The organism is Shewanella sp. S1-58-MNA-CIBAN-0166 (assembly GCF_040310085.1).
In the GTDB taxonomy this organism is placed as follows: Bacteria; Pseudomonadota; Gammaproteobacteria; order Enterobacterales; family Shewanellaceae; genus Shewanella.
Genome location: NZ_JBEOPN010000034.1, coordinates 41070 through 53982, shown reverse-complemented (window position 1 = coordinate 53982; position 12913 = coordinate 41070). Strand labels below are relative to the sequence as shown.

The following is a 12913-nucleotide window of genomic DNA, read 5'->3' as shown; positions in this document are numbered from 1 at the left end:
CTAAGCCACAACTCAATATTACGAATGCTGAGTTTGGCGCTATTGTTGTTATGGCTTAAACCGATCTCAGGTTAACTTATATTGTATAGATTAAACCTTGAACTCGCGTACCGACGCTTGTAGTTCTTCAGCAAGCATCGCAACTTGCTGACTTGATTGTGCCGTTTGATCCGCACCTATTGAGGTTTCTTCTGAAATAGAGGCAATATGTTCGAGCTTTTCTGAAACTTGTTGGCTAACGATATTTTGCTCTTGGGCTGCTTGGGCAATATGGTTACCAGAATCAAAGGCTCTGTGAACTGACTTACTAATGGTCTCTAAGGCAAGATTTGATTGTTCATTCTTTTCAACACAGCTCTGTGCTTGAGTACGACCCAATTCCATCACTGCAACGGCTTCTTGCGTACCAAGTTGCAATACTTCAATCATTTGCTGAATTTCACTGGTTGAGTGTTGGGTACGTGATGCTAAGTTACGCACCTCATCAGCCACAACAGCAAAGCCTCGTCCTTGTTCTCCAGCTCTTGCAGCTTCAATAGCCGCGTTTAGCGCAAGTAAGTTAGTTTGATCTGCAATCCCACGGATCACATCTAAAATAGAGCCGATTGACGCACTATCGGAATGGACTTTATTAATAACAATACCGGCTTTAGCGACTTCTTCAGCAAGGGCAATAATGGTATTTTTGCTTTCTTCTGCAAGCGTACGCATATGCTGTGTTTCTTGGTCAGCTTGTTTAATCTCATTCAGTGCTTGATCTGCGCTCATTGATACCTGTTGTGCACTCGAGCTCAGTTCCGTGGTTGCAGCAGCAACTTGGTCCACTTGGCTCTTTTGCTCTTGAATACCGATAGTGGTTTGCGAGGTAATTGCAGAGGTTTCTTCTGCTGCAGCAGCTAACTGATTTGAGCGATCAACTATTCCAATAATAAGACTTCGTAGGCTGTCGACTAACCGGTTGCAGTTTTTGGCTAATTCTGCGAATTCATCATGGCCAGTGTCGTCTAATTTATGGGTTAAATCACCTGACGCTAGCACATTTAACGCTTTATTGACTTTCTCTAACGAGCGGGTCAATGGTTTAACAACAGCAATACTGACAATAATGGCAACGATAATGGCAGTTAATACTACAAGTAACGTTTTAATGGCTGCTGAATCAATGATTTCTAAGGCTGTGGTGCTGATATCACTCGCGAAAGTGTCGATGGCTTTTGCCAAAACAGTCATTTTCTTATTGACGTCTTTTGCTTCGCTTTGTGTATCGATTAACTGTTTAGCGGCCGCAAACTCGTGATTTAATTGTTGTTGTTTTAGCTCGATAATTGAACCGCTGCCTTTTAGCAACTTAAATACTTTTGCACTTTCAGCGGTTAAATCTTCTAAAACTGAACTGCTGACAATACCACTGCCCTGACGACCAATATGATCTAATTTTGATGAAGCTTCGCTGACCATGTAATCGAGTTCTTTGATGATAAGGTCATATTTACTTTGTTCAGTTGAGGCCACCAAATCATAAATTGTGGTAATGATATTGATGAATGTACCATCAACTAAGCTGGCTGACGCAGCCAAACTGCGTTCAGTTTCATCTTCGCTGGTTTCTAGATCGATGATATCTAATAAAATAGATGAAGAGTCATCTGCTGCATTTTCCAGGTTACTGCGCATTTTGAGTAACTTCTCTTGCAAGCTAAGAGCACTCTCACGCTCTACGATCATTTTTTTTGCACTCGTTTCATACACAGTGTAGCTTTTCGTTAACGCAGCTAATGGCGCAGTAAGCTGATTCTGTTTGCTTACTAAATTATTTAAGCGTGTAAGATCTTTTTCGAATGCGTTATCTAAATCAGTGAGCTTCTTTTCTATCGCTGGAATCTTTGATGAATGCGCACTGTAATAAGCGAGTAACGCTTCAATTTGCTGGGTGCTTAAGTTTTCACTTAAAATACTCGTCGATTCAAGTGCCGGTAGGCTGATCGTCTTAAGAATAGTCGTCCCGTCTTTAATACTGTTGTTGCTCAGCATGGTCACGCCACCGAGGACCATCAATAACAGTGTCACCACGGTAAAACCGCCAATGACCCTGGTCGCTACATTAATTTTCATACAGTACTCCGGCTATTATTATTTGATCCTGATTTTTATCTTGTATGTGCTATCGCATACCACGATATGAATTTATTAAAGGGCGATTGTTTCTCAGGCAAGCGTAATAAATTCTACATTTAGCTATCGGCTAAATGGTACTTTAGTTTAACGTTAAATTAACTTTTTTTGGGTAATTTTTTCATTCTTTTCAAGATGCCATAGTGTTAAATGCTCTCCCCAGCAGCAGCCAGTATCTAATGCGAGAACGTGCGGATTACTTGTTTGGCCCATTAAGGCCGCCCAGTGCCCAAATATGATGGTGTTTTGCGGTACTGTTTTTGATTCAAATTCAAACCATGGACGTAACTCGGCAGAATGCTGTTCGCTGGGTGGTGATTTACATTTAAAATCAAGACGGCCATCAAGGTGTAAAAAACGCATACGTGTTAATGCATTGATATCATAACGTAGTCTGTCAATACCGTGCAAAGATGGAGACCAGTGCTCAGAATCTTCTGTGTACATTTTGGCAATTAATGCACTTAGATAATCATTTTGCTGTAATGCAAAGCTGACTTGCTCTGCTTCATGTTCAAGGGTTGCTATATCCCACTGTGGAGGCACTCCCGCATGGGTCATGATGATATTATGTTCAGGTAAGGTTCTGACTAAAGGCTGTTGGCGGAGCCAATTGACTAAATTATCAATATCAGGAGCGTTGAGTAATTCATCAAGATGATCTTGTGGATTGGCTCGTTTTAGCTTCCCGTGCAGAGCCAAAAGATGTAAGTCGTGATTGCCCAGTACCACTTTTGCTGAATCTTGTAATGATTGGAAGAAGCGAAGTGTTGCTAACGATTCAGTACCTCTGGCCACAAGATCGCCAACCGCCCAAAGTTGATCTTTGGATGGGTTAAAGGCCACCTTCTGTAGCAATAGTTGTAACTCGGAGTTACATCCCTGAACATCGCCGACAAAATAGTGTGCCATGGGTTATTGAAATATCCCAGGAACAGCAAGGCGAAAAGGTGGAATGGTCGCTAAAAAGCGCTCGCCTTTATGATTTTCCATACCATAAGATCCTTGCATAAAGCCCACCGGCGTTTCCATCACAGTGCCACTGGTATACTGGTAAGCAGTATTGGGTGCAATAGTGGGGGTTTCACCAACAACGCCAGGGCCTTTTACTTCATTCTGTTCGCCGTCAGCATCGGTGATGATCCAATGACGGTCTTTAAGAGTCACCTTATTATCACCTAAGTTGATGATGGTAATGGTATAGCTAAAAAGGTATTTATTATCGGCAGCATCGGATTGTTGTTCTAAATATTGGGTGTCGACTTTAATCTTAATAGGCGATTCAACTTGGGTCATGTTATGTCCTAAAGCAAAAGGGCATGCTCAATATGCATGCCCTTATAATTAATCTTTTTTATCACACAGCATATTAGCCATTGCCACATATTGTGGGACACTAATTTGTTCTGGCCGCAGACTTGCGTCAATTTGCAGTGTTGCAAAATCTTCGTCTGAGATTAAGGTTTTTAAATTATTACGCAAAGTCTTACGGCGCATATTAAATGCTGTCGTGACTAAGTGTCTTAATACATCGACATTTTTACACGGCCAAGGTTTGACTTCAAAAGGCAATAATCTTATCACTGCAGAATCGACTTTCGGAGCAGGAGTAAAGCTTGTTGGTGGCACTTCTAAAACGGGTACCACTTGGCAATAATATTGTGCCATCACCGTTAAACGGCCATAAGCTTTGGTGCCAGGACTTGCAGATAAGCGCAAAACCACTTCTTTTTGCAACATAAAATGCATCGTTTCTATTTGTTCAGCAAACTCAAACAAATGGAACATCAGTGGCGTTGAAATATTGTAAGGAAGGTTACCAAACACTTTCATTTTCTTGCCAGGCTGTTGCAACTGACCAAAATCAAACTGTAATGCATCACCTTGGTGAATGGTCAGTTTGTCTTTAAGTACTGGGTGATATTGTAAGCGTTTCACCAAGTCACGATCTAATTCAACAACGGTTAAGTTATCAATCATATCTGCAACAGGTTCAGTTAATGCACCTAAACCGGGTCCAATTTCAACCATTACATGATCATTATCAGGTGCAATAGCGCCTACGATGCTGCTAATCACGCCTTGGTCGGTTAAGAAGTTTTGTCCAAAACGCTTTCTGGCCGTGTGGCCTAAATGTACTTTATTACTCATTAAAATGGGTTACTTACTTTTTGAGGCCAATTCGATGGCTTTGTTTAATGCACAGGTAAAACTGCCGCAATCCGCTTTACCACTGCCGGCCAATTCTAGCGCGGTGCCGTGATCGACTGAGGTGCGAATATAAGGTAAACCTAAGGTGATATTGACCGACTTGCCAAAACCTAATGATTTAAGCACAGGTAATCCTTGGTCATGATACATAGCTAATACCACGTCAGCTTGTTCGAGATACTTAGGCTGGAATAAGGTATCGGCTGGCAACGGGCCAACAATATCCATGCCTTGTTCTCGTAACTCGTTGAGCGCAGGTATGATGGTATCGATTTCTTCACGGCCTAAATGGCCGTCTTCTCCTGCGTGTGGATTGAGTCCACACACATAAATTTTGGGTGAGCCTAAACCAAATTTACTGACCAATTCACGATGCAAAATGCTAATAATGTGATGTAGTCTGTCGCGGGTAATGGCCTTTGCAACGTAAGCTAATGGAATATGTGTGGTCATTAGCGCCACTTGTAACCCTGGGGCTGCAAGCATCATGACGACATCTGCGCAATTAGCTTGTAGTGCAAAAAATTCGGTATGACCGCTAAATGGAATACCTGCTTGGTTAATAATGCCTTTGTGCACAGGACCGGTAACGACCGCGTCGAATTCATTCGACATATTTTTTTCACCGGCGTAGCGCAAAGTTTCTACTACATAAGCGCTGTTAGCTTCATTCAGTACACCACACTCAACTTCTTCTGCTACTGCAAAAGGAGCAATGGTTAATGTGCCTGCTGTTTGCGGCTTCGGTGGTTGCGATGGTTGATAAGGCCTGAGTTGTAAAGGCAGTCCAAGCATTTTTGCTCGTGTCATGAGCAAATTTTGGTCGGCACAAACAACTAACTCAACAGGCCAGGCCTGTTGAGCGAGTTTGATGACTAAGTCGGGACCAATACTTGCTGGTTCGCCGGGAGTGATGGCAATACGTTTAGTCATTAATTTTGCTTAGCCTCGTTTGCTTTCTGGCTCAACGATTTCGATATACGCTTCTGAACGCATTTCGTCTAACCAGTTTTGTAGCTCTTCATTAAACTTACGACGGAAGATTAATTGATGAGCACGGTTACTGTTAAATTGTTCGGTTGCATCAGTTTTACGGCGCGATTCAAGTTGCACTACATGCCAGCCATGAGTTGTTCGGAAAGGCTCACTGTATTGGCCTTCCTGAAGACTGGCTAATGTTTGCGTAAACTCTGGCACATACATGCTTGGGTCTGCCCAACCTAACTCACCACCTTTAGCTGCAGAACCTGGATCTTCAGAGTACTGAGTGGCTAATTTAGCAAAATCTGCGTCACCTGCACGAACTTGAGTCAAAAAGTTAGCTAACATCGCTTTTGCGCGATCTTCCGATAATATCGGCGATGGCTTTAACAGGATATGGCGTGATTTTACTTCTTCAACTTCTTGGGTTTGTAAACCACGAGTGTCGACTACTTTAATAATATGGAAGCCTGAACCCGATTTAATCGGACCGATTATGTCACCTTTTTTGGCGTTACTGATAACTTCAGCAAACAAGGTTGGCATTTCGTTAATGTTCATAAAGTCCCAAATCCCGCCTTCTAACGCTTTAGGACCTGATGAAGACGCAATAGCGGTACTACGGAAATCGTCGCCATTATTTAAACGTTTAAGCACGATTTCTGCACGGCGGCTAGCACTTTCAAGTTGTTCGCTCGTTGGGTTGCTTGGTATTTCAATCAGAATGTGACCAATTTGAAACTCAACATCTTTTAAGCCTTGCTCTTGAATTAATTTCACTAAGCCACTAATTTCTTGTGGTGAAACCTGAATACGGCGTTGCACTTGAATACGCTGAATTTCACCTAGAGTGACTTCTTGACGTAACTGTTCGCGATATTGGCTAAAGCTCGTACCTTCGCTTTCAATCGTTTGTTGCATTTGCGCAACGGTGACTTTTTGTTCTTTAGCGATGTTTTCAATCGTTTGGTCTAATTGTAAATCACCAATCTGCAAGCCGATACGTTCAGCCATTTGCATTTGCAAGTGAGTTAAAATGAGACGTTCGATAACCTGGGTACGTAAGGCATCATCAGACGGTAATGTTTGTTTAGCTGCTTTAGCATTGGCTTTAACAGTTGAAACCATGTTGGTGATTTCACTCTCAAGAATGATGCCATCATTAATTTGTACTGATACGCGATCTAATGGCATTGGCGCAGCAACACTGGTGTTACTCATAGCTAATGCTAGTAATGCAAAAATTATTTTTTTACTGTGTTTCATCCACAAAATCCTTGGCACATTCGATTCAATATAAACTGGCAATACATCGCCAAAATAAGGTTACTACTTCATACTCAACAGCATGTTTGTTGTTATTGGACTATGAGTTTGTCGCTAGGTTCAGCAATCTATCACAAAAGAATGCTAATTCCTCAAGTAAAGTGGTTTACGGTAGTTAAATAAGCCTTCATTTAACATGTCGTCTACCCCTAACGGACCTGATCCGCCTAAGCCTTTAATGACAAAGTTTAGGTAAACACCGCTTTCAAACTCTTCGCGTCCGTCAACGCTTTCTGATAAATCATCATCGTAGTTGGTTTTGATACGATAATGATAACTTAAGCGCAATGCCCAGCAACATGACTCGTATTGTACGCCAGTGTAAGTTTCAATATTACGAGATTCATTGAGGTCGTAATAGTAGTTACCGACAAAATATAAGTTGTCACTAATAGGCCACGATGTGCGCACGCCTGCTTGGGAAATATCAACTTGATCATTGGTGTTGGTATTTAATAAGTCGGGTACATAACGGTAGCTTAACTGCAATAATCGGTCGCTACTTGGGCGATAATCCAAAGTGATTTCATTCTTTTTGTTTTCACCCGTTTCAGTGTCGTGTTGTACTGAACCACTCACAAACCAATCGTTGTATAACTGGGCATCTAATTCAGCCGCTAATACCGATGTTGACTGGGTTGTTTCTTCGAAAGCATCGTCAATACTGACTTTAGAGTTTTCCAAATACATGATTTGCCCCACGCTAAACTTGAGTTTTTCGCGGTTAGTTTGATCAAACAAACGAGTGGTAAAACCTAAGGTAAATTGGTTGGCATCAGCAACACGGTCTAAGCCTGAGTATTGGCGATCGCGGAACAGACCATAATAGTCTTCTTGTAATTGTGCTGTGTCATAAATACCAATATTGGATTGGTCTTCATAGCCGACATAAAGATATTGAATCTGAGGTTCAAGGGTTTGACGGTATTGTTCATCAAACAATTGGGTTGCTCGCTCAAAATTCACCTGACCGTGTAAACGCGCTTGAGGAATCGTACGGCTTATACTGTCGTCTAATGTTGAGTCTTCGTCGATGTTTTGCTGCCAATACTGAGTTTGCAGTAATTTAACTTCACTGGTAAATGAACCTGCTGGCCCTTGTATTGGCCAAATTAAGCTAGGCACTAAATGTAAGCGGGTAGCGGTATTATATTCATTATCTTGATGACGGAAATTGGTCAGTTCTGAATTAAATTTAAAGTCGATAGAGTTAAAAATGTCTGCAGAACGATAATTAAAGTTTAGCTGTGGCATCACTTGATACGGTTTTTCATCTTCACCGAGCACTTTAATGTCTTGCACGCGCATGTTGAAGTCCCAGTTGCGTTCAAAATAACTGGCTTCACCGATCCGTGATAACTGGTTGTCGGTTGACTGATTAACGTCGGAATTTAAATCGTTGAAATAATTGTTATCAGATACATCGGTATAGTCTGATCTTACTCGCCAGTTTTTGTTGACTGCGCCTTGATGGCTCCAGTGATACAAATAACGGTCAGCATTAGAGGTTAGCTTACTGTCGCTACCTAAATATTCGACATTGAACTGGCCATTTTGCTGTTCGCCAGCGAGATAGCGAAATTCCGTTTTGGTATACAACCCACGCGAAGACATGAAGTCCGGGGTGAAAGTTAAGTCAAACTCTGGGGCGATATTCCAATAATACGGGGTGCTAACTTCTACACCGTTAGTGGTGCTGGTACTAAAACTTGGGAATAAGAAGCCGGTTTTACGCTTATCTGATACAGGCACTGTCATATACGGGATATATAATACTGGGATGTTGGCAATACGCAGCTTGGCATTCCAAATTTCACCCCATTCTTCTTTGCTGTCAATTTTGATCATATCGGCTTCAAGTAACCATGATTCATCACCAGGAGGGCAGGTAGTGAAGTTGGTTTTTGTTAGCAATAGATTATTGTCTGAAGTTATCTGTAGTTTTTCTGCATCGCCATGTACTTGTTGCCCATGTAGCCAATACTGAGCCCCTTTTAAGGTGGCGTTATTAGTGCTCATTTGCGCTTCTAAGGTATCTGCTGTGACGGTAAATAACTCATCTTTAAAGATAAGGTTACCTTCTGCATTTAAGCGTTGTTGTTTTTGATCTAATACCGCATTGTCAGCAGCGATATGGCGAAGTCCCTGGCTGAAACTCACATCACCCGAAAACTCAGCTTGGTTATTGTAAGCAACGGCAGAGTGATCGCTAATGATAACAATTTGATCGTCTGATATGCCGGTTAATGCTGCACGGTCTTCGAATGAACGAGACACAGGCGGAGCAACAACGCATTGCAATGAAGGCGCTTCTGTCGTTGTAGGCTCATCGGCCAACACGATATTTGGGAGTAGGCTTAGTGCCAGAAAATAACGGATCTGCATTGTTGTCAATAATTTATGAATTCTGATTCCGGAAAGTTTTGGAGAGAAAAAGATACTCAGCTAGATGAAACATTCCATTCTTTAGCTGTTTCCAAATGTTATGCTGGCTATAATAAAGCAATTTTTCGTTAAGAGCCATTGAGATGATTTTATCTGACCCAAGATTTGTCGCGTTAAGTAACTGGTTATACCAATATTTCGGCGATAAAGTTGCCATTAACTTGATCTGCGGCGACGCCAGTTTTCGACGCTATTTTCGTCTTCATCATCAAGGTATTGATTACATTGTTTCAGATTCACCGATCGACTTAGTGCCCATCGCGCCATTTGTGGCAATGGCCAAGGCTTATCAACATGCAGGCTTACTGGTACCCGAAGTGCTTGCAACCTGCGAAGACTATGGTTTTGTCTTACAAACTGATGTAGGCGAATTACAACTTTTGTCGGTGCTGAATAAAGACAATGTGAGCGACTATTATAAGCAGGCATTAAACTTATTGCCGGTCATTGCCACGGTAACGGAAACCGAAGATGGACCTTTAGCTGATTACGATGACGTTTTTGTGGCAAGAGAATTAGCTATTTTTGTCGATTGGTTACTAAAAGAGCATTTAGATTACGCATTGACGGATAATGAGCAACAAATGATTGCGGCTACGTTTGCAGCCTTAACCGACAATGCACTGGCGCAGCCAAAAGTGGGCATGCATCGTGATTACCATAGCCGTAATTTACTGATAAATGATCAAGCGTTAGCGGTGATTGACTTTCAAGATGCAGTGCATGGGCCAGTGACTTATGATGCGGTATCATTGCTTCGCGATTGTTACGTGCGTTGGCCAGATGATATCGTTAATCACTTGATGAGATATCATTATCAGCTCGCTATAGATCACCAATTAATGGATGAAAATGTTGATTACGCTACTTATACCCAGTGGTTTGATTTAATGGGATTACAACGTCATATCAAAGCTGCGGGTATTTTTGCGCGGTTATATCATCGTGACGGTAAGCGCGGTTATCTGGCTGATATTCCATTAACCTTACAATATGTCGCAGATATTGGGATGAAATACCCACAAATTACCGATTTTAGTCTGTGGGTTCACAGGGTGATTTTACCGTTAGTAAACCACAAAAATACTCATGAGGTGGTAAGCGAAGCATGAAAGCGATGATACTGGCAGCAGGACGCGGGGAGCGTTTGCGCCCGTTAACAGACTCCTTACCTAAACCATTAGTGAGCGTTGCAGGTAAACCTTTAATTGAATATCACTTAGAAAAGCTCGCGTTAATTGGCGTGACTGAGGTTGTGATCAATCAAGCTTGGTTAGGACATAAGTTACCTGAAATGCTAGGTGATGGTAGTCGATGGGGTTTGCAGATTAACTACAGCGAAGAAACCACGGCGTTAGAAACTGCGGGGGGTATCAAGCAAGCATTACCTTGGTTGGGGGATGAACCTTTTTTGGTGATCAATGGTGATATTTTTATCGATCACTTGCCCGACATCACCTTGGCTTATCAACGCATTAACCAAGGTGAAGCACAAGCTTATTTGTGGTTAGTGGATAATCCAGAACATCATCCACAGGGTGATTTTGCTATTGATGCTCAAGGGAAATTAACCTTGAGCGATGAACAAAGGTTAACGTTTGCTGGACTGGGGATTTATCATCCTCAATTATTTAGCCAGTTGCCTGAAGGTAAACAGGCTTTGGGGCTTTTGCTTAAACAAGCCATTGGCCAGCAACAAATACAAGGTGAGCATTTTGATGCTTATTGGTGCGATGTCGGCACACTTGAGCGCCTGGATAAATTACAGCGCCGGTTAGTTGATATAGAGACTCAGTTACCGCTTTAAGCTACGCCTTTGATAATGGCTAGCTGTTTATTAATTATTAACCGTAGTGGAAAACAACATGCGAATTTGGGGTAAAGTTTTTGGATTTATCATTGGGTATATGTTCGGGCGTTTCTTTGGTGCAATTTTAGGATTATGGTTAGGCCATGCTTTCGATAGGCGCCAAGGGTTAACCTCGATAATGCGTAAAGGCAGTGAACGTCAGGCGATGTTTTTTAATTCAACATTTGCCGTAATGGGCCATGTTGCTAAAGCGTCAGGGCGAGTGACTGAAACCGATATTCGTATAGCGACCATGTTAATGGATCAAATGAAGTTGTCTGGTCAGTCACGTATCGATGCGCAAACGGCTTTTCGTCAAGGCCGCCAAGTTGATTTTGATTTGCTAAAGCAGCTAGAACTGTTTCGACAAGCCACTCAAGGACGAGTCGAGTTAGCGCAAATGTTCTTGGAAATCCAAATTCAAACAGCCTTGGCCGATGGTGAATTACATGCCAATGAAAAGCAAATATTGTCGGTTATTGCCACTAAGCTTGGCCTTGCTGCACAACTGGATGCTTTACTGGCACGTTGGCAAGCTGAGTTTAGTCATCATCAGTCGCCACAAGGTAATAAAATGCCGCTTACTGATGCCTATGTGCTGTTAGGCGTGCAAGAATCTGCGAGTGATCAAGACGTAAAACGAACTTACCGTAAGTTGATGAATGAACATCATCCAGACAAGCTTGTGGCTAAAGGCTTACCTGAAGAGATGATGGAATTAGCCAACACCAAAGCACAAGATATTCAAGCCGCTTACGAGCGCATTAAAACCTCTAGAGGAATGCGTTAGCGCAAGCCAGTAACGTATTTTTGTAAACAATGGAATGGGGCAATAAATGAAAATAGTGGTATTAGATGGTTATACACTTAATCCGGGTGATTTGAGTTGGCAAGCGCTTGAGGCTTTAGGCGAATGTGATATTTACGACCATACCACACTCGAACAAATCGTCAGTCGCTGTCAAGGTGCGCAAATCGTGCTGACCAATAAAACGCTATTGAGTGCCGCGACCTTAAAGCAACTGCCCGCATTAAGCTATATTGGTGTTCTTGCCACAGGAACCAATGTGGTCGATGTTGATGCAGCAACAGCGCAGGGTATTGTTGTCACTAATATTCCTGCTTATGGTCCTGATGCCGTAGCACAAATGGTGTTTGCCCATATTTTACATCATAAGCAACAAGTTGCCTTACATGACCAAGCCGTAAAACAAGGACAATGGGTAACGCAACGAGATTTTTGTTTTACCTTATCACCCTTAACCTCATTAAAAGGCCTCACGCTGGGTGTGGTAGGTTATGGTGATATTGGCCAACAGGTTGCCAATTTAGGTGTCGCGTTTGGCATGAAAGTGTTGATTACCAGTGCTAAACCTAAAACCAATTTACCTGATGCTATTCAATGGTGTGAACGCGACACCCTGCTTCAACAAGCCGATATTGTTTCGCTGCATTGTCCGCTGAGTACAGCAACCAAATACATGATCAATAGCGACAGTTTACGCTTACTTAAACCGGGCTGTTTATTAGTGAATACCGCCCGTGGCGATTTGATTAATGAAAATGATCTCGCTCAATGGCTTAACAATGGTAACGGCTTTGCGGCAGTTGACGTGTTATCCACTGAGCCGCCAAGTAGCAATAATCCGTTACTTAGTGCTGCCAACATTACTATCACGCCGCATATTGCATGGGCGACATTACAAGCTAGACAAAATCTACTTAATATTGCGCTTGAAAATGTTCTCTATTTTCAACAAGGTAAAATGTTGAATAGAATTATCGGCTAAAGCTATCACTAAACCAACCACTTTTAACCTGTTTAGTCTCGAGTTTAAAGCTTAGATTAAAATTTAGAGTCTCGAGTTTAAAGCTTAGATTAGAGTTTAGAGTTTAGAGCTTATAACTTAGATATAGTGCTGGGTGTTT

11 protein-coding genes are annotated in these 12913 nt (G+C 42.1%); 4 read left to right on the top strand and 7 right to left on the bottom strand.

What is annotated here, in order from left to right; all coding sequences use genetic code 11:
- Positions 1 to 90: 90 nt before the first annotated feature.
- The 7 genes from AAEY99_RS17820 to lptD form a co-directional block, all read right to left on the bottom strand.
- Positions 91 to 2112 carry a methyl-accepting chemotaxis protein gene (locus AAEY99_RS17820; protein ID WP_162023752.1) on the bottom strand — a complete coding sequence of 674 codons (2022 nt, stop codon included), beginning with the start codon at positions 2110 to 2112 and terminating at the stop codon, positions 91 to 93.
- A gap of 153 nt (positions 2113 to 2265) precedes the next feature.
- The gene (locus AAEY99_RS17815; RefSeq protein WP_351011433.1) at positions 2266 to 3084 is read right to left on the bottom strand and encodes a symmetrical bis(5'-nucleosyl)-tetraphosphatase; all 819 of its coding nucleotides are present in this window, start codon (positions 3082 to 3084) and stop codon (positions 2266 to 2268) included.
- Between the two features lie 3 nt (positions 3085 to 3087).
- Positions 3088 to 3468, bottom strand: a complete 381-nt coding sequence (gene apaG, locus AAEY99_RS17810) for a Co2+/Mg2+ efflux facilitator ApaG/CorD (RefSeq protein ID WP_101088754.1) — start codon at positions 3466 to 3468, stop codon at positions 3088 to 3090.
- Positions 3469 to 3516: 48 nt separating this feature from the next.
- Complete coding sequence (gene rsmA, locus AAEY99_RS17805) at positions 3517 to 4323, bottom strand: 16S rRNA (adenine(1518)-N(6)/adenine(1519)-N(6))-dimethyltransferase RsmA (RefSeq protein ID WP_101088755.1); 807 nt, start codon at positions 4321 to 4323, stop codon at positions 3517 to 3519.
- Between the two features lie 9 nt (positions 4324 to 4332).
- Positions 4333 to 5316, bottom strand: coding sequence for a 4-hydroxythreonine-4-phosphate dehydrogenase PdxA (pdxA, locus tag AAEY99_RS17800; protein ID WP_162023751.1), 984 nt, complete (start codon positions 5314 to 5316; stop codon positions 4333 to 4335).
- A 9-nt stretch (positions 5317 to 5325) separates the two neighbouring features.
- A complete protein-coding gene (gene surA, locus AAEY99_RS17795) occupies positions 5326 to 6630 on the bottom strand; it encodes a peptidylprolyl isomerase SurA (protein ID WP_101088757.1) in 1305 nt (434 codons plus the stop codon).
- Between the two features lie 144 nt (positions 6631 to 6774).
- On the bottom strand, positions 6775 to 9075 hold the full coding sequence (gene lptD, locus AAEY99_RS17790) for an LPS assembly protein LptD (RefSeq protein WP_101088758.1): 2301 nt from the start codon (positions 9073 to 9075) through the stop codon (positions 6775 to 6777).
- A 143-nt stretch (positions 9076 to 9218) separates the two neighbouring features.
- Here lptD and AAEY99_RS17785 point away from each other — a divergent pair, with 143 nt between their 5' ends.
- From AAEY99_RS17785 to AAEY99_RS17770, 4 genes are read left to right on the top strand one after another with little or no spacing between them, the layout of a single operon-like run.
- A complete protein-coding gene (locus AAEY99_RS17785; protein WP_335692405.1) occupies positions 9219 to 10247 on the top strand; it encodes an aminoglycoside phosphotransferase family protein in 1029 nt (342 codons plus the stop codon).
- A complete protein-coding gene (gene murU / locus AAEY99_RS17780; RefSeq protein WP_335692404.1) occupies positions 10244 to 10942 on the top strand; it encodes an N-acetylmuramate alpha-1-phosphate uridylyltransferase MurU in 699 nt (232 codons plus the stop codon). Before AAEY99_RS17785 ends, murU begins: the two co-directional genes overlap by 4 nt.
- Before the next feature lie 58 nt (positions 10943 to 11000).
- Positions 11001 to 11774, top strand: coding sequence for a co-chaperone DjlA (gene djlA, locus AAEY99_RS17775; RefSeq protein ID WP_351011430.1), 774 nt, complete (start codon positions 11001 to 11003; stop codon positions 11772 to 11774).
- Positions 11775 to 11820: 46 nt separating this feature from the next.
- On the top strand, positions 11821 to 12774 hold the full coding sequence (locus AAEY99_RS17770) for a D-2-hydroxyacid dehydrogenase (RefSeq protein ID WP_335692403.1): 954 nt from the start codon (positions 11821 to 11823) through the stop codon (positions 12772 to 12774).
- The last annotated feature ends 139 nt before the right edge of the window (positions 12775 to 12913 follow it).

Bases quoted from the DNA above. Each gene is read 5' to 3' on its own strand.
- AAEY99_RS17820 (WP_162023752.1), bottom strand. From the start codon at position 2,112: ATGAAAATTAATGTAGCGACCAGGGTCATTGGCGGTTTTACCGTGGTG.
- AAEY99_RS17815 (WP_351011433.1), bottom strand. From the start codon at position 3,084: ATGGCACACTATTTTGTCGGCGATGTTCAGGGATGTAACTCCGAGTTA.
- apaG (WP_101088754.1), bottom strand. From the start codon at position 3,468: ATGACCCAAGTTGAATCGCCTATTAAGATTAAAGTCGACACCCAATAT.
- rsmA (WP_101088755.1), bottom strand. From the start codon at position 4,323: ATGAGTAATAAAGTACATTTAGGCCACACGGCCAGAAAGCGTTTTGGA.
- pdxA (WP_162023751.1), bottom strand. From the start codon at position 5,316: ATGACTAAACGTATTGCCATCACTCCCGGCGAACCAGCAAGTATTGGT.
- surA (WP_101088757.1), bottom strand. From the start codon at position 6,630: ATGAAACACAGTAAAAAAATAATTTTTGCATTACTAGCATTAGCTATG.
- lptD (WP_101088758.1), bottom strand. From the start codon at position 9,075: ATGCAGATCCGTTATTTTCTGGCACTAAGCCTACTCCCAAATATCGTG.
- AAEY99_RS17785 (WP_335692405.1), top strand. From the start codon at position 9,219: ATGATTTTATCTGACCCAAGATTTGTCGCGTTAAGTAACTGGTTATAC.
- murU (WP_335692404.1), top strand. From the start codon at position 10,244: ATGAAAGCGATGATACTGGCAGCAGGACGCGGGGAGCGTTTGCGCCCG.
- djlA (WP_351011430.1), top strand. From the start codon at position 11,001: ATGCGAATTTGGGGTAAAGTTTTTGGATTTATCATTGGGTATATGTTC.
- AAEY99_RS17770 (WP_335692403.1), top strand. From the start codon at position 11,821: ATGAAAATAGTGGTATTAGATGGTTATACACTTAATCCGGGTGATTTG.